Source organism: Cryobacterium sp. TmT2-59 (assembly GCF_004403545.1).
GTDB lineage: Bacteria > Actinomycetota > Actinomycetes > Actinomycetales > Microbacteriaceae > Cryobacterium > Cryobacterium shii.
The window spans coordinates 50,339-65,939 of sequence record NZ_SOGM01000028.1 but is presented as its reverse complement, the minus strand read 5'-3'; the positions used below and the strand labels follow the sequence as shown (position 1 = coordinate 65,939).

17 protein-coding genes and 1 pseudogene are annotated in these 15,601 nt (G+C 67.7%); 15 read left to right on the top strand and 3 right to left on the bottom strand.

Annotation, left to right across the window (positions count from 1 at the left end; translation table 11 throughout):
- The first annotated feature begins 30 nt into the window (after positions 1-30).
- The gene (gene ffh, locus E3T24_RS04895) at positions 31-1,620 is read left to right on the top strand and encodes a signal recognition particle protein (RefSeq protein WP_134368275.1); all 1,590 of its coding nucleotides are present in this window, start codon (positions 31-33) and stop codon (positions 1,618-1,620) included.
- Between the two features lie 75 nt (positions 1,621-1,695).
- Positions 1,696-2,508: pseudogene (locus E3T24_RS04890) on the top strand (LLM class F420-dependent oxidoreductase).
- Positions 2,509-3,101: 593 nt separating this feature from the next.
- Here E3T24_RS04890 and E3T24_RS04885 read toward each other — a convergent pair.
- A complete protein-coding gene (locus E3T24_RS04885) occupies positions 3,102-4,244 on the bottom strand; it encodes a glutamate--cysteine ligase (protein ID WP_134368273.1) in 1,143 nt (380 codons plus the stop codon).
- Between the two features lie 274 nt (positions 4,245-4,518).
- Between E3T24_RS04885 and rpsP the strand changes: the two genes are divergently transcribed.
- From rpsP to E3T24_RS04830, 11 genes are all read left to right on the top strand, one after another.
- Positions 4,519-4,944, top strand: coding sequence for a 30S ribosomal protein S16 (rpsP, locus tag E3T24_RS04880; protein WP_134368272.1), 426 nt, complete (start codon positions 4,519-4,521; stop codon positions 4,942-4,944).
- Between the two features lie 2 nt (positions 4,945-4,946).
- Positions 4,947-5,183 (top strand): RNA-binding protein, encoded by a 237-nt coding sequence (locus E3T24_RS04875; RefSeq protein WP_134368271.1) that lies wholly within the window; start codon positions 4,947-4,949, stop codon positions 5,181-5,183.
- 22 nt (positions 5,184-5,205) lie between these two features.
- On the top strand, positions 5,206-5,877 hold the full coding sequence (gene rimM / locus E3T24_RS04870; protein WP_134368270.1) for a ribosome maturation factor RimM: 672 nt from the start codon (positions 5,206-5,208) through the stop codon (positions 5,875-5,877).
- Positions 5,878-5,973: 96 nt separating this feature from the next.
- Entirely contained in the window at positions 5,974-6,816 is an 843-nt protein-coding gene (locus E3T24_RS04865; protein WP_134368269.1) for a formate/nitrite transporter family protein, read from the top strand.
- 9 nt (positions 6,817-6,825) lie between these two features.
- On the top strand, positions 6,826-7,524 hold the full coding sequence (gene trmD / locus E3T24_RS04860; RefSeq protein WP_134368268.1) for a tRNA (guanosine(37)-N1)-methyltransferase TrmD: 699 nt from the start codon (positions 6,826-6,828) through the stop codon (positions 7,522-7,524).
- Between the two features lie 36 nt (positions 7,525-7,560).
- Positions 7,561-8,049, top strand: coding sequence for an MFS transporter (locus tag E3T24_RS04855; protein WP_134368267.1), 489 nt, complete (start codon positions 7,561-7,563; stop codon positions 8,047-8,049).
- 200 nt (positions 8,050-8,249) lie between these two features.
- Positions 8,250-8,594, top strand: coding sequence for a 50S ribosomal protein L19 (rplS, locus tag E3T24_RS04850; protein WP_134368266.1), 345 nt, complete (start codon positions 8,250-8,252; stop codon positions 8,592-8,594).
- An 82-nt stretch (positions 8,595-8,676) separates the two neighbouring features.
- Positions 8,677-9,423, top strand: a complete 747-nt coding sequence (lepB, locus tag E3T24_RS04845; RefSeq protein WP_134368265.1) for a signal peptidase I — start codon at positions 8,677-8,679, stop codon at positions 9,421-9,423.
- Between the two features lie 9 nt (positions 9,424-9,432).
- Positions 9,433-10,068 carry a ribonuclease HII gene (locus E3T24_RS04840; protein ID WP_338144963.1) on the top strand — a complete coding sequence of 212 codons (636 nt, stop codon included), beginning with the start codon at positions 9,433-9,435 and terminating at the stop codon, positions 10,066-10,068.
- 12 nt (positions 10,069-10,080) lie between these two features.
- A complete protein-coding gene (locus E3T24_RS04835) occupies positions 10,081-10,404 on the top strand; it encodes a DUF2469 family protein (protein ID WP_130176401.1) in 324 nt (107 codons plus the stop codon).
- Between the two features lie 156 nt (positions 10,405-10,560).
- Positions 10,561-12,033 (top strand): glyceraldehyde-3-phosphate dehydrogenase, encoded by a 1,473-nt coding sequence (locus E3T24_RS04830; RefSeq protein WP_134368263.1) that lies wholly within the window; start codon positions 10,561-10,563, stop codon positions 12,031-12,033.
- Between the two features lie 27 nt (positions 12,034-12,060).
- Here E3T24_RS04830 and E3T24_RS04825 read toward each other — a convergent pair whose 3' ends face one another.
- Both E3T24_RS04825 and E3T24_RS04820 read right to left on the bottom strand, forming a co-directional pair.
- Positions 12,061-12,507 carry a nitroreductase family deazaflavin-dependent oxidoreductase gene (locus E3T24_RS04825; protein ID WP_134368262.1) on the bottom strand — a complete coding sequence of 149 codons (447 nt, stop codon included), beginning with the start codon at positions 12,505-12,507 and terminating at the stop codon, positions 12,061-12,063.
- A gap of 191 nt (positions 12,508-12,698) precedes the next feature.
- Positions 12,699-13,511, bottom strand: a complete 813-nt coding sequence (locus E3T24_RS04820) for a metal-dependent hydrolase (RefSeq protein ID WP_134368261.1) — start codon at positions 13,509-13,511, stop codon at positions 12,699-12,701.
- A gap of 145 nt (positions 13,512-13,656) precedes the next feature.
- On the opposite strand from E3T24_RS04820, the gene E3T24_RS04815 reads away from it, so the two are divergent.
- Both E3T24_RS04815 and E3T24_RS04810 read left to right on the top strand, forming a co-directional pair.
- Complete coding sequence (locus tag E3T24_RS04815; protein ID WP_134402391.1) at positions 13,657-14,784, top strand: dipeptidase; 1,128 nt, start codon at positions 13,657-13,659, stop codon at positions 14,782-14,784.
- 58 nt (positions 14,785-14,842) lie between these two features.
- Positions 14,843-15,553 (top strand): SGNH/GDSL hydrolase family protein, encoded by a 711-nt coding sequence (locus tag E3T24_RS04810; protein ID WP_241978618.1) that lies wholly within the window; start codon positions 14,843-14,845, stop codon positions 15,551-15,553.
- Positions 15,554-15,601: the final 48 nt, after the last annotated feature.

The window sequence follows — 15,601 nt, the reverse complement described above, 5'->3', positions numbered from 1 at the left end:
GGCCTGCGGACCGGTTAAACTAAACGCATAATGGCTACTTTTGGAAACCTCTCAGATCGCCTGGCCGAGACGTTCAAGAATCTCCGCACCAAGGGCAAGCTCAGTGCGGCGGATGTCGACGGCACCGTCCGCGAGATCCGGCGCGCCCTCCTCGACGCCGACGTCGCCCTCGAGGTCGTCAAGGACTTCACCGGCAAGGTGCGTGAGCGCGCCCTCGGGGACGAGGTCAGCAAGGCGCTGAACCCGGCCCAGCAGGTCGTGAAGATCGTCAACGAGGAACTCGTCGAGATCCTCGGCGGGCAGCAGCGCCGGCTCGAGTTCGCCAAGAAGCCGCCGACCATCATCATGCTCGCGGGTCTCCAGGGTGCCGGCAAGACCACGCTCGCCGGCAAGCTCGCGAAGTGGCTCGCCAAAGACGGCCACACCCCGATCCTCGTCGCCGCCGACCTGCAGCGCCCCAACGCCGTCACGCAGCTCGAGGTCGTCGGGGCCCAGGCCGGCGTGCCCGTGTACGCGCCGCAGCCGGGCAACGGCGTCGGGAACCCGGTCACGGTCGCCCGCGACGGCGTGAAGTACGCCCAGCAGAAGATGCACGACGTGGTCATCGTCGACACCGCCGGACGCCTCGGCGTCGACGCCGAGATGATGAAGCAGGCCGCGGACATCCGTAAGGCCATCGACCCGGACGAGGTCCTCTTCGTCATCGACGCCATGATCGGCCAGGACGCCGTGGCCACCGCCAGGGCCTTCCAGGACGGCGTCGACTTCACCGGCGTCGTACTCTCCAAGCTCGACGGCGACGCGCGCGGTGGTGCGGCCCTGTCCGTGGCCTCGATCACGGGCCGGCCGATCATGTTCGCGTCGACCGGTGAGAGCCTCGACGACTTCGAGCCGTTCCACCCCGACCGGATGGCGTCCCGCATCCTGGACCTCGGTGACATCCTCACCCTGATCGAGCAGGCGCAGGGCGCGTTCGACGAAGACGAAGCGCGCAAGATGGCGGAGAAGTTCTCCACCGACAGCTTCACGCTGGACGACTTCCTCGGCCAGATGCAGCAGCTGCGCAACATGGGCTCGATCAAGAAGATGATGAGCATGCTCCCCGGCGCCGGCGCCATGAAGGCGCAGCTCGACAACTTCGACGAGCGCGAGATCGTGCGCACCGAGGCCATCATCCAGTCGATGACCAAGGCCGAGCGCACCACCCCGAAACTGCTCAACGGCTCCCGCCGGCTGCGCATCGCCCGCGGTGCCGGCTCGACCGTGACCGAGGTGAACCAGCTCGTGCAGCGATTCGAGCAGGCCTCGAAGATGATGAAGACGGTCGCCAAGGGCGGCATGCCCAACATCCCCGGCATGGGGCCGGTCCCCGGTGGAATGGGCGGCGGCGGCGGGCGCGGCAAACCGCAGCCCAAGAAGAAGGGGTCCAAGTCGGGCAACCCGGCCAAACGCGCGGCGGAGAACCTGGCGATCGCGTCCGGCGAGAAGCCGGCCCTCGGCGCCGGCGTGAGCGGCGGCACGGGCTTCGGCCTCGGTGCCGGCGCGAGCGGGGGCTCGAAGAAGGCCGGCGGCCCCACCGAAGACGAGATGGCCGCTTTGCAGAAGATGCTCGGCCGGTAGCGCCCACGGCAGCGCCGCCGGTGACACCTTCGGCAGCGCCGCCGGGCGCCCCGGTGGCCGGTTTAGGATGAGCCCATGACCTCCTCCACGCCGTCCCCCCTGCCCTCGTCCACGGCCGGCCGGGTGCGCATCGGCGCGCAAATCGCGCCCCAGCACGCCACCTACGCGAAGATCCGGGAGACGGTGGCCGAGGTCGAGGCCCTGGGCACGGACGTGGCCTTCAACTGGGACCACTTCTTCCCGCTCTCCGGCGACAAAGACGGCCTGCACTTCGAATCCTAAACCATCCTCGCGGCCTGGGCCGAGCAGACCAGCACGATCGAACTGGGCGCCCTGGTCAATTGCAACAGCTACCGCAACCCCGACCTCCAGGCCGACATGGCGCGCACCATCGACCACATCAGCGGCGGCCGGTTCATCTTCGGCACCGGCTCCGGCTGGTTCGAGCGCGACTATGACGAGTACGGCTTCGAGTTCGGCACCGTCGGCGGCCGCCTGGACGCCCTCGAAGCGGACCTGCCGCGGATCGAGGCCCGTTGGGCGAAACTCAACCCGCCGCCCGTGCGCGACATCCCGGTGCTGATCGGCGGCGGCGGGGAAAAGAAGACCCTGCGGATCGTGGCCAGGCACGCCGACATCTGGCACTCGTTCTCCACCCCCGCGGTGCTCGAGCACAAGCTCGGGGTGCTGGCGGGCTGGTGCGACACGGTCGGCCGCGACCTGGCCGAGATCGAGATCTCCACCGAGCTGCGCGCCCGCACGGTCGAGGAGGCCGACCAGCTCTACGACCTCGGCGCGCGCCTGTTCACCCTCGGGCTCTCCGGCCCCCGCTACGACCTGGCCCCGCTCACCGACTGGCTGGCCTGGCGCGACAGCAAAAACGCGTAACAGCCCTTCCGCCGAGCCGTGAGTTTAGACCCTCTTTTTCGTCTGCGGAGGGTCGCAACTCACGGCTCGGCGCCGTTCCGGGCCCGCGCATTCGACGCGTCGCCAGCCATTGAGTGCCACGAGCAACGACCACAGCATCGAGACGTCGGGGTGGCTGATCCGCATGGTGCGGGGCAAACCCGAGGTGATGGCACCGGTCTGCCATGACGCGGCCCGGGGTTGGGTGCCGGGTCAGGACCACCTCGCACAGCGGGCCAGCGGTGCCGGCCGCGCCCGCGCCACGAAAACCCGAACCGCAGCCCGCGGGCATCCGCGAGTCACGGGTTCAGCGGAATAGTCGTGCCAAAGGCGGTCAGACGGCCAGGCCCAGGCCCGGGACCGCGACCCGTAACCGACTGGCTAGCCTGGCGCGAATGCAAAAACGCGCTTCAGACATCCGCCGAGCCGTGAGTTCCGCCCCTCTTTCTCGCCCGGAAAGGGTCGCAACTCACGGTTCGGCGAGGTCTCGGCGAGGTCCGGGCCGGATCGCGGCCGCGATGCCTGTGCGCACGGTGAAGCAGCGGGTCTGCGCTGGCGGGGTACCGCGAGACGGGTCAGCGATCGCCGGACAGGCCGGTGCGCAGTTCCCGGCTGAGCGCCTTGACGACGGCTGGCAGGTCGCCGTCGTTGTCGTCGGCGATCCGGAGCTGGCGCTGGTAACTCGCGCCCCCGGAGATGATCCGGCCCAGCCCCAGCAGCTCGTCCAGGCAGCCCAGGCGCTCGGCGACGGGGGAGAGGGCGCCGATCAGCCGGTGCACGTCGTCGACGACCGGGCATTCCTGCCCGGCGGCATCCATGATGATCTGGGCGTCCAGTCCGTAGCGGGCTGCCCGCCACTTGTTCTCGCGCACGAACCAGGGCTGCATCGACGGCACCTCCTCGCCGTCGTCGAGCCGGGTGGACATCCACTCGACCAGGCACTGGATGAACGCGGCTATGGCCCCGAGCTCCTCGGTCGTGGACACGCCGTCGCAGGCGCGCACCTCGATCGTTCCCCAGCGCGGCGACGGGCGGATGTCCCAGCGCACCTCGGTCACGTCCTCGATCACGCCGGTGGCGGTCATGTCCTCCACATAGTGTTCCCAGGCCTCCCAGTCCTCCAGGATCCAGGGCAGGCCGGCGGTGGGCAGCTGCTGGAACATCAGCGCCCGGTTGGAGGCGTAGCCGGTGTTCACCCCGGCCCAGTACGGGCTCGACGCGGACAGGGCCTGCAGGTGCGGCAGGTAGCCGAGGAGGCCGTTCAGGATGGGGATGACCTTGGCCTTGTCCTCGATCCCTACGTGCACGTGGATGCCCCAGATCATCATGTTGCGGCCCCACCACTGGGTGCGCTCGATCAGGCGGTGGTAGCGGGCCTTGTCGGTGACCTCCTGGTCGAACCACTGGCCGAACGGATGCGATCCGCTGCAGATCAGGTCGACGCCCCGTGGATCCGTGATCGCCCGCACCTCCTCGACCTGCGCCGCCACGTCCGCGACCGCGCCGCCCACCGTGTGGTGCACCCCGGACACCAGCTCGACCGTGTTGAGCAGCAACTCGCCGGTGATGTGCAGGTGCGGCGCGCCGTCGGTCCCACGCAGCGCGGCGAGCACCTCGTCGGCCAGGCAGACCAGGTCTCCCGACTCCCGGTCGACGAGCGCGAGCTCCCACTCGATGCCGATGGTCGACCGCGATGAGCGGGCAAATTCGATTCCCACGTCCGGTCCTCCCGGTCTGGCGCACCCGAACGGGTGTGTTCAGACCCAATCCTGACAGCTATTCGCGCGTCGGTGCCACGGGCGGGGCTCGGGGCCGGTGGCATCGGCATCCGATTATCACAAAGAGGGTGATGTCTGACAGAATGGTTAGTCGAGTTCTCTTGCGTCCGACCCTCTACTCAGGCGCAGGAAGAAACCTTATTTGAGCTTGTGCCGAGTGTGCCCCCACGCTCACGGCCGTCAGTTCGCCAAAAATCAAATACACAGGAGAATTGTGGCTGTCAAAATTCGTTTGAAGCGCATGGGCAAGATCCGTGCACCGTACTACCGCATCGTTGTCGCCGACTCGCGCACCAAGCGCGACGGTCGCGTCATCGAAGAGATCGGCATCTATCACCCCACGCAGGAGCCCTCCGTCATCGAGGTCAAGTCCGAGCGTGCGCAGTACTGGCTGAGCGTTGGCGCACAGCCGACCGAGCAGGTTGAGGCTCTCCTCAAGCTGACCGGCGACTGGGGCATCTTCAAGGGCGACAAGAACGCCGTCAGCACCGTGAAGTTCAAGGAGCCGAAGGTTCCCTTCGTCGCCGACGAGAAGAAGAAGCCGGTTCTGAAGCCGAAGGCTGACAAGCCCGTCGTCAAGGAAGAAGCGCCCAAGGAATCCGAAGCTGCCGCCGAGGCAACCGAAGAGGACAAGGCGTAATTTTGCTTGCTCCCGCGCTTGAGCACCTCGTCAAGGGAATCGTTGATCACCCGGACGACGTGCACGTTGCAGCCCAGACTTCCCCTCGCGGCGAGGTTCTCGAGGTTCGTGTGAACCCCGAAGACCTCGGTCGCGTGATCGGTCGCTCCGGGCGCACCGCCAAGGCACTGCGCACCCTCGTGGCCGCGCTGGCCGACGGCAAGCGCGTACGCGTTGACGTCGTCGACACCGATTTCTGAACTAGTAAATGAGTAGTTGGATATGAGTTCGGTGAACGACAGCACGACTCCGCGCAGCCAGTTGAGGGTGGGGCGCCTGACCAAGGCGCACGGCCTCAAAGGCGCGATCAAGCTCGAGCTGTTCACGGATGACCCGGGACGTCGTTTCGTCCCGGGCGCCGTGTTCACCCTGCAGGTGCCCACGGGTTCGCCCTGGCACGGCAAAAAGATCGAACTCGTCGAACTGCGCTGGTACAACCAGCACGCCGTCGGTTTCTTCAAGGACGTGCCCGACCGCGAAGCGGCCGAGGCCCTGGCGAAGGCCATCCTCTGGATCGACCAGGATGACGCGGAGCAGTCCGACGAAGAAGACGCCTGGTACGACCACCAGCTGATCGGCCTGGCCGTCGTGCGCGACGACGTGCAGATCGGCACCATCTCCCGGCTCGAGCACCTTCCCGCCCAGGACCTCCTGATCGTGAAGACCCCGGCCGGCGACGTGATGATCCCGTTCGTGAAGGCCATCGTGCCCTCCGTGGACATCAAGCGGGGCATCGTCACGATCACCCCGCCCCCCGGCCTTCTCGAGGAACTCCCCGAGGAACCCGAGGAATCCGACGAGGCCCTCGCGGCCGACGAGGCCCCCGCAGCGGACGAGGAAGCGGCCGAGAAGCCCTCCGACGTGCCCGCACCCACCGACACCGACGGCGCATAGACGCGACCCGTCCACCCCCAGGGGAGAGGCGCGCCGCGCCCGTCCGACTTCCCGGCTCGTTACGACGCGGCAGATCCGTTCTAGGAGTAACCGCGCATGTCGTACGTCAAACCCGACCAACTCATCGATGACATCATCCACTCGGGTGAACATAAATCGAACCTGACCACTAAGCAGATGTTCGTGCGCGGCACCCTTTCGGGTGCCATCCTCGGTGCGGCGACGACCGTGGCCCTCACCGCGGCGGCCCAGACCGGGCTCCCGATCGTGGGGGCGGTCCTCTTCCCCGTCGGCTTCGCCATTATTCTGCTGCTCGGCCTGGAACTCGTCACGGGAAGCTTCGCCCTTATTCCGCTCGCCGTCCTGGAAGGCCGGACGACCATCCGGAAGTGCGTCAAGAACTTCGTAGTCGTCATCCTCGCGCACCTCCTCGGGGCCGGACTGTACGCAGCCCTGTACACGTTCGCGATCACCTACGCCGGCACCGACTCGAGCGACCCCATGGTGCAGGCGATCATCCACCTGGCCGAGCACAAGGTGCTGCCCTACCAGGCCGCCGGTGCCGGCGGCATCCTCGTCGCCATCGTCAAGGCGATGCTCTGTAACTGGATGGTGGCCATTGGAACGATCATGTTCTACACCTCGAAGTCGACCGGCGGGAAGATCCTGGCGATGTGGCTCCCGGTCACGATCTTCTTCAGCCTCGGCCTCGAGCACGCGATCGTCAACATGTTCGTGATCCCCGCCGGAATGATGCTCGGCGCCGACATCAGCATGGGCGAGTGGTGGCTCTGGAACCAGGCCCCCGTGCTCCTCGGCAACCTCCTCGGCGCCATCGCCTTCACCGCGCTGCCGGTCTACTTCTCCCATCGCACACGGGGGAACCGGGCCGTGACCCTGGACGCCGCATCCGCTTCACCCGTACTCGTTCGCTCGTAGACTTCTCCCGTGCGCATCGACATCATCACGATCTTCCCGGAGTTCTTCTCCGTCCTCGACGTCTCCCTGGTCGGCAAGGCCCGGCAGTCCGGCCTGATCGACCTGCGCGTGCACAACCTGCGGGACCACACCCACGACCGGCACCGAACCGTCGACGACACTCCGTACGGCGGTGGTGCCGGAATGGTGATGAAGCCGGAGCCGTGGGGCGAGGCCATCGACGAGATCCTCGGCGACGTGGCCGACGACGGGCCGGTGCTGATTTTCCCGTCACCGGCCGGTGAGCTCTTCACCCAGGCGATGGCCCGGGAATTGGCCCAGGAGCGCAACCTGATCTTCGGCTGCGGCCGTTACGAGGGCATCGACCAGCGAGTCTTCGACCACTTCGCCCGCACGGGCCGGGTGCGGCTGGTCAGCCTCGGCGACTACGTGCTCAACGGGGGAGAGGTGGCCGTCATGGCCATGATCGAGGCGGTCGGGCGTCTCATCCCCGGGGTGGTCGGCAACCCGGAGAGCCTCGTCGAAGAGTCCCACGAGGACGGCCTGCTCGAGTACCCGAGCTACACCAAGCCGGCCGCCTGGCGGGAACTCGAGGTGCCGCCCGTGCTGCTCAGCGGCAACCACGGCGCCATCGCCGCGTGGCGACGCGAGCAGCAGCTGGAACGTACGGCCCGAGTGCGCCCTGACCTTCTGCCTCCAGCGAACTGAGGGCACACGCCCGAACCGCCCGGGTAGTCTGATTGCGTGTTCGTACGCAGGGTCTTCTTCTACTGGCAGTTCATCGCCGTGCTCGCGCTACCGGCGTGGCTGATGATCGGTGCTTCGATCTACGGGACCGGCGGCTGGGACGTCGTCGGCAGCTTCTTCAGCGGCCTCTTCATCGGGCTCGGCCTGCTGGCCGTGAGCCTGCTCTTCTACGCCCGCAAAGAGGTGCGCACGACCCGCGCCGTGTCCTGGGCGGATGTCGGATTCCTCACCCTCTGGCACGGCCTGATCGTGGCCATGGGGTTCTCCTACACCTGGGCTCCGGGGCTGGCCGCGCTGGTCATCCTGGTCGGAATCGGCGTTTTCTGGTTCGCCATCTGGGAGCTCGTCGCCGCTGCCCGCAAGAGCGTGCAGGCCATGATGATCCTCGTCGACGAGACGGCGCGTGGGGGCCTCGTCCCCGGCGATCTGCCGCCCACCGAGTTGCCGCCCGTGATCATCGTGCGGGAGAAGCCGCCGGAATCCTGACCGCCGGCTCGGCCTCTTCTTTGTGGGAGTCCGCGGTTTCGTGACATACTCAATGCTTGTGCCGTGGCAAGCCTCTGCCACAGGGGAGCTGCAACGTATCGGCACGAAACACACTCATTCATTTGCTGACCCGAACACGTTCGCGTGCGGGCCCGCATAAGCCGTAGTCGTCCTGTGGCGGATACAGAGAGCGAACCAATATGCATATTCTCGACCAGGTGGATGCACCATCCCTCCGCAAGGACATCCCGGCGTTCCGCGCCGGCGATACCGTCAAGGTCCACGTCAACATCGTTGAGGGCGCCCGCTCTCGTGTGCAGGTCTTCCAGGGAGTCGTCATCGGCCGCTCCGGCGAAGGCGTGCGCGAAACGTTCTGCGTTCGCAAGGTCAGCTTCCAGGTCGGCGTCGAGCGTACCTTCCCGGTGCACTCCCCGGTGATCGACCACATCGAGGTCGTCACCCGTGGTGACGTGCGTCGCGCGAAGCTGTACTACCTGCGCGACCTGCGTGGCAAGAAGGCCAAGATCAAAGAGAAGCGCGACTAACGGTTACGACCGACTCGCAGCTGCTGCTGGATTGACCCTGAGCTCCTCACCCGTACACTGGGTCAGGAGCTCAGGTGGTTTAATGACGGACAATTCTCTGCCCACGCGGTCTCATCGCCTGGATTCAGAAACGAAGCGCACGAAGCGCGGCGTTGCACTCTTTTTTCGTGACCTCCTGGTCATCTTCGTGGTGGCCCTGCTCATCTCGTTCCTGATCAAGACGTTCCTGATCCGGTCCTTCTACATCCCCTCCGGGTCGATGGAGACCACGTTGCTGGTCAACGACCGCATCATCGTCAACCAGCTCGAGCCGAAACTGATGCCGATCGAGCGTGGCGACGTCGTCGTCTTCCGGGATCCGGGCGGCTGGCTCCTGCCGCAGGCGCCGATCGAGCAGAATCCCATCGTCGCCGGGGCGGAGTGGGTCCTCTCCGTCGTGGGCCTGTCCGCGCCGGACAGCAACGACCACCTGATCAAGCGCGTCATCGGGCTGCCGGGCGACCACGTCGTCTGCTGCAACGCCCTCGGACAGATGAGCGTCAACGACGTCCCCCTCGACGAACCGTACGTGACGCTGCCGGTCGGGGAGACCCGGGTGTCCAAGGACGACTTTGACATCGTGGTGCCGGACGGTTCGCTCTGGGTGATGGGCGACAACCGGTACAACTCCAAGGACTCCCGCTACAACGGCGACACTCCGGGCAAGGGGTACGTGCCCGAGGACAACGTCGTCGGCCGCGCCCTCGTGATCAGCTGGCCGCTGGCCCGTTGGTCCTGGCTCGACGACTACCCGGAGGTTTTCCGAGGAATCCCCTCGGGGACCGACTAGGTGGCTGTCATGGATCCGACCCTGGATGTCGAGCTGGCCCTGCTGGCAGCCGGAGCGACCTGCGTGATCGGCTGTGACGAGGTGGGCCGCGGCGCCCTGGCCGGCCCCGTCGGCGTCGGCGTCGCCGTCGTCGACGCCTCCGCCACGCCGTTCCCGGCCGGCTTACGCGACTCCAAGATGCTCAGCCAGCCGCGGCGCGAGCTCCTCGCCCCGCTGGCCGTCGCCTGGGCCCTGCACTCGGCCGTCGGGCTCGCCTCGGCGCAGGAGGTCGACGAGCTGGGCATCATCGCCGCCCTCGGCCTCGCCGGCAAGAGGGCCCTCTCGCGGCTCCACGCGGCCGGGGTCGACATCACCGGCGGCGTCGTGCTCCTGGACGGCAACGACGACTGGCTGAACAAGGCACTGGTCACCCCGCTCAACGTCGTCACGCGCATCCGGGCCGACCAGGACTGCGCGTCGGTGGCGGCGGCATCCGTGATCGCCAAGGTGCACCGGGACGCTCTCATGATCGAAGCGGATGCCGTTACCCCCGGTTATGAGTGGGCCGGGAACAAGGGTTACGGCAGTGCCGCCCACATGGGCGCGATCGCGCTGCTCGGCCCGACCGTGCTGCACCGCAGATCCTGGCTCAAAATCACAGCGTAAGATTGAGTCACCATGGAAGAAGAAGAGTTCGAGGACTACGACCGCGAGGTCGAGTTGGCCCTGTACCGAGAGTATCGAGACGTCGTTGGGCAGTTCCAATACGTGGTCGAGACCGAGCGACGCTTCTATCTCGCGAACGAGGTGGAGTTGGTTCGCCGGGACACGGAGCACGACTTCTACTTCGAACTGACGATGAAAGACGTCTGGGTGTGGGACGTGTACCGGTCTGACCGGTTCGTGAAGTCGGTTCGGGTGCTCACGTTCAAGGACGTCAACGTGGAAGAGCTCGCATCCAAGGAGTTCGAGCTGCCCAAGGAGCTCGCGCTCGACGAGTGACACCGCTCAGCCGGACCGCGTGAGCGGTCCGAGTTCGTGAGTTCTACCGTGGGGGATTCTCCTCCGTCAGGCCACCGTCGGCCGGATGGGGGCTCAGGCTGCACCAGCCTGCACAACTCGGCGCAACGATGCGGTCGAGAGAGAAGGGTATTTCTTTTGCTTCAGGAATCGGACCTCGCACGCGCCACGTGGATCGACCGGGAGGCCCTCGCTGAGGCGATGATCCCGCTGATCGGCCGGCTGTACCGCGAAAACAACGTCGTGACGAGCGTGCACGGGCGCGGGCTGGTCAACCAGTCCGTGGTCGGGCTGCTGAAGGCGCACCGTTTCGCCCGCCACATCGACGACGCCGAGCTGCCCCTCGGGGAGACCCTGCCGCTGCTGCAGGCGCTGAGCACCCTGCGGCTCGGGGCCGCCTCCATCGACGTGGCCCGCCTCGCCATGGCCTACAAGCTGGAGGGCGCGGGGCAGAGCCTCGACGGCTTCCTCCGCGAACAGCTCGCGGACGTCGTGGAGCGTCAGGGCATCGACGAGCAGACCGGCACGGATGTCGTGCTCTACGGCTTCGGCCGGATCGGGCGCCTGCTCGCCCGCATCCTGATCTCGCACGCCGGCGGCGGCCAGGGACTGCGCCTGCGCGCCGTCGTGGTGCGTCGCGGCTCGGAGAACGACCTGATCAAGCGGGCCAGCCTGCTGCGCCGCGACTCGGTGCACGGTCCCTTCGAGGGCACCATCACCGTCGACACGGTCAACAACACGATCCTGGCCAACGGCACGCTCATCCAGGTGATCTACTCCTCCGACCCGGCCTCCGTCGACTACACGAAGTTCGGCATCCACGACGCCATCGTGGTCGACAACACGGGCCGCTGGCGCGACGCCGAGGGGCTGTCCCAGCACCTGGCCTGCCCGGGCGTGTCCCGGGTGCTGCTCACCGCGCCGGGGAAGGGTGCGCTGAAGAACATCGTGCACGGCATCAACCACGCCGACATCGACCTGAGCGACACCATCGTCACCGCGGCATCCTGCACCACCAACGCGATCACGCCGGTGCTCAAGGCCGTGAACGACCGCTTCGGCATCGTGGACGGCCACGTCGAAACGGTGCACTCGTTCACGAACGACCAGAACCTGATCGACAACTTCCACTCCGGGGACCGCCGCGGGCGCAGCGCCGCCCTGAACATGGTGCTGACCGAGACCGGTGCGGCGAAGGCTGTCGCCAAGGCCCTGCCGGAGCTGGCCGGCAAGCTCACCGGCAACGCCATCCGTGTTCCCACGCCGGACGTGTCGATGGCGATCCTCAACCTCACCCTGGCGAACGGCACCACCCGGGACGAGCTCAACACCTACCTGCGCACCATGTCGCTGCACTCGGAACTGCACAAGCAGATCGACTACATCGACTCGCCCGAGGTCGTGTCCAGCGACTTCCTCGGGTCGCGGCGCGCCGGGATCGTCGACGGCCTCGCGACCATCTGCACGGACAACAAGGCCGTGCTCTACGTCTGGTACGACAACGAGTTCGGCTACAGCTGCCAGGTCATCCGGGTGTTGGAGGAGATGGCCGGGGTCCACCCGCCCGTCTTCCCGAAGGTGCGCAACGCGGAACCGGTCGCCGCGTTCTGAGTCGCGTTGTGAGTGCGCGAGTCCCGGTCAGCGCGACCGGGGCTCGCAGATGACGACCGGGATGTCCCGCGACGTCTTCTGCTGGTAGCCGTCGTAACCGCGGTAGGCGGCGACGATCTGCGGCCACAGCTCCGCTTTCTCCTCGGTCGTGGCGGTGCGCGCGCGCAACTTCAGGGTGCTGCCGTGCACCGTCAACTCCACGTCCGGGTTCGCGACGAGGTTGAGGTACCACTGCGGATGCCGGTCGTCGCCGCCCTTGGATGCGATCAGCACGAACCGCTGGTGCCCGTGCACGGGGGCCGTGAGCATGGTCGTGCGGCGTTTGCCGCTCGAACGGCCGATCGTGTGCAGTTCGACCGCGGGCATCGATCCGATCGAGGAGAGAACCCGCCCGCCGGTGGCCCGCAGCACCGCCAGGTGCAGCGCGCTCATCGTCTTCATTTGCAGATCCACCAGCCGGTTGCGCATTCCCATAACTCCAGCCTAGGAGGCGGCGGCGCCTCGCCCGGCGTCGAACCAATTCGACGGAGATTAATTTGCAAGAGGCCGGTTTCGGGCCGTTTCGGGCCCGTTTGGGCCCGATACGGCCAAAACTTCCGTCGAATTCGTTCGCGGCGGGGTGGGTAGGGCGGGGTCGGCGGGGCAGCGGGGCGCGGAGCAGCGAGTCAGAGGGGCAGTGCGGCGGCGATCGCGAGCAGCACCGATTGCAGGTTGACCCCGGCCAGTTCGAGCAGGGCGAACGCGACGCCGTAACCGGCGTAAAGGGTGACGGGGATGAGCAGGAGCCACTCCCGCAGCGACCCCGCATTGCCGAGCAGGGGCAGGGCCAGGTAGCCGCCCGACGACCAGAGGCTCTCGAGCAGCGGCACCCGGCGCCACCATCTCGGCGGTTTCGGGATCCACGGCCAGAAAATCGGCATGCCGCCCGTGGTGAGCAGGTCGCCGAGCAGGTGCACGCCGTAACCGAGGGTGAAGCACACGACGAACCAGGACTGCTGCTCCGGGGCGAAGAGGGCGATGAACGCCGCCACGGCGAACCCGATCAACCAGGCCAGCCACCACGAGTCGCGGGCCAGGCCCAGGGCCTTCGCCGCGAAGGCGATCGCAGCGGCACTCATCAGGGCCGGGCCGATGCTCACGGGCTGGCCCGCGCCGGGCGGCTGCCAGAGCACGAAGCCGATGCTGCTGGCGAGCAGCCAGGCGCAGACCAGAGCCAGCAGGCTGTGCAGGCCGTGCCGGTGACCGCCGGAGGCGCGGGAGATCCCCGTGGTGACGAGCCGGCCCAGCACCGGCACCGACTGGGAGATCGTGGCCGCATTGTGGTCCGCGTCGGCCAGCAGGGCAGCCCCGGCGCAGAGCAGCGCACCGGCGATCGTGCCGACCGGCGTGACCGGGAAGAGGCCGAGACCGTGCCCGGCGGTCGCCGTGACGGCGATCCAGGCGGCGGCGCCGGTCATGGCATGGTGTCCACCCATCATGAGAGTGCGTCCTAACTGGTGCTGGCGGACCGGGCCGCGCAAGCCGGCGCAGAGCCGGGTGACGGATGCCGACGGGAGCGTGGGTGAGGCTCCGGGCCGTTCCAATCGTAGGCGAGTTCCGATCCCCGCTGGCTAGCGTGGAGGCATGAGCGCGCACGCCACCAGTGACCCGTCCCTTCGGCCCGACGACGTCGCCACGGTCGTGGATCAGGCCATCCAGTTGGCGCCGCTGATCGACGGTCACAACGACTGGGCCTGGGAGTGCCGGTTGAACCGGGACTACTCGGTCGAAGGACTCGAGCGCGGCCTCTCCACCGACACCGACATTGCGCGGCTGCGGGCAGGCCGGGTCGGGGGACAGTTCTGGTCGGTCTACGTCAGTGACGACCACCTGGGCGCGGACGCCGTGCAGGGGACACTCGAGCAGATCGACTGGGTCTACCGCCTCGCGGCCCGTTATCCGTCGGACTTCGGCATCGCACGCAGCGCGGCCGACGTGGAGGCCGCCCGCGCCGCCGGGCGCATCGCGTCCCTCCTCGGCGCCGAGGGCGCCCACTGCCTCAACGATTCCCCGGCCGTGCTGCGCATGTTCGCCCGGTTGGGCGTTCGCTACCTCACCCTCACCCACGTGCACAACACCGAGTGGGCCGATTCGGGCACCGACGATCCCGTGCACGGCGGCCTCAGCGCGCGCGGCGTCGAGTACATCCGGGAGCTGAACCGGCTTGGCATGCTGGTCGACCTCTCCCATGTCTCCCCGGCCACGGCGCACGCGGCGCTGGACGCGTCCGACTCGCCCGTCATCTTCAGCCACAGCTCCTGCCGCGCGCTCAGCGACCACCCGCGCAACGTGCCCGACGACGTGCTGCGCCGCCTCGCGGTCAACGGCGGGGTGCTGATGCTCACCTTCGTGCCGCAATTCCTGTCCGCGGACTACTCCACGTGGTTCGAGGGCGGTCAGGCCGGGCCGGGCCCGACGGTGACGCTGACGGATGTCGCCGACCACGTCGAGCACGCCCGTGACGTCGCCGGCATCCGTCACATCGGCCTCGGCGGCGACTACGACGGCACCGACGAGTTCCCCGTCGGCCTCGAGGGCGTCGACGGCTACCCCGCGCTGCTGGCCGAGCTGGCCCGGCGCGGCTGGCCTGCCGCCGACCTGGCCGCACTGGCCGGGGCCAACGTGCTGCGGGTGCTCCGCGAGACGGATGCCGCGTTCGCGGCGGCCGGGGACGCGGCATCCGGTGGCTCGGTGCCCCGGCTCGTGCGTTGATGACGCGGGCCGCACCTACGCGACCAAGCCGCACGGGGTGCCGCTCCGAACGGGTGTCATGAGCACACGACGACGAACCACCTTCCGGATTGTGTCCGGGCTTCTTTCTGTGGTCGCCATCACCAGCGCCATCGCCGTCGTCGCGGTGCTCATGAGTCGCGGCGCCGGGGAAACCGGTTCCGGCCCGGTGGACGGAACGCGCGCGGGCGAGACCGTCGTCGCCTTCTACGGGGACTCGTACACCCGCGGCACCATGGCGTCGGCGCCGGACAAGCGGTGGTCGAGCATCATCTCGGCCGAGCGCGGCTGGACCGAGTTCAACCCGAGTCGGAACGGCCTCGGCTTCGTGAACAACCGGGGCGCGATGGGCGGGGCGGACCTGGTCGACCAGGTGATCGCCGACCACCCCGACATCGTGATCAGCACCATGGGCCTCAACGACAACTTCTCGATGCCCGCCCGCGCCGACGAGATCAAGGCCGCGATCACCCGCGACTTCACGAAGCTGAAGGCAGCCCTGCCGGAGGCCCTCTTCATCATCGTGGAGCCGTTCTGGTACACCGAGGAGCGACCGGAATCGGTGGACCGGATCAACGGCTGGGTCCAGGCTGCGGCGGCCGGGATCGGCGCCGACTACATCCCCGGCGCGTCGCACTGGCTCGACGGGCACCCGGAGTGGATGGCCGTCGACGGCCTCCACCCCAACGACGAGGGCTATCAGGCGATCGCCAACCGGATGGACGCCGCGCTGGCCACCCTCGGCCTGTAACCGCCGGATGCCGTCGGCTCGCTGGCCCGTTCCTCCCCAACGGCAGGC

What these genes read in the sequence shown, in the direction of transcription:
- E3T24_RS04865 (WP_134368269.1), top strand. Translation starts at nt 5,974, where the DNA reads ATGTCGTACGTCAAACCCGACCAACTCATCGATGACATCATCCACTCG.
- E3T24_RS04840 (WP_338144963.1), top strand. Translation starts at nt 9,433, where the DNA reads ATGGATCCGACCCTGGATGTCGAGCTGGCCCTGCTGGCAGCCGGAGCG.
- E3T24_RS04815 (WP_134402391.1), top strand. Translation starts at nt 13,657, where the DNA reads ATGAGCGCGCACGCCACCAGTGACCCGTCCCTTCGGCCCGACGACGTC.
- E3T24_RS04825 (WP_134368262.1), bottom strand. Translation starts at nt 12,507, where the DNA reads ATGGGAATGCGCAACCGGCTGGTGGATCTGCAAATGAAGACGATGAGC.
- E3T24_RS04820 (WP_134368261.1), bottom strand. Translation starts at nt 13,511, where the DNA reads ATGATGGGTGGACACCATGCCATGACCGGCGCCGCCGCCTGGATCGCC.
- rplS (WP_134368266.1), top strand. Translation starts at nt 8,250, where the DNA reads ATGCATATTCTCGACCAGGTGGATGCACCATCCCTCCGCAAGGACATC.
- rimM (WP_134368270.1), top strand. Translation starts at nt 5,206, where the DNA reads ATGAGTTCGGTGAACGACAGCACGACTCCGCGCAGCCAGTTGAGGGTG.
- ffh (WP_134368275.1), top strand. Translation starts at nt 31, where the DNA reads ATGGCTACTTTTGGAAACCTCTCAGATCGCCTGGCCGAGACGTTCAAG.
- lepB (WP_134368265.1), top strand. Translation starts at nt 8,677, where the DNA reads ATGACGGACAATTCTCTGCCCACGCGGTCTCATCGCCTGGATTCAGAA.
- E3T24_RS04835 (WP_130176401.1), top strand. Translation starts at nt 10,081, where the DNA reads ATGGAAGAAGAAGAGTTCGAGGACTACGACCGCGAGGTCGAGTTGGCC.
- E3T24_RS04810 (WP_241978618.1), top strand. Translation starts at nt 14,843, where the DNA reads ATGAGCACACGACGACGAACCACCTTCCGGATTGTGTCCGGGCTTCTT.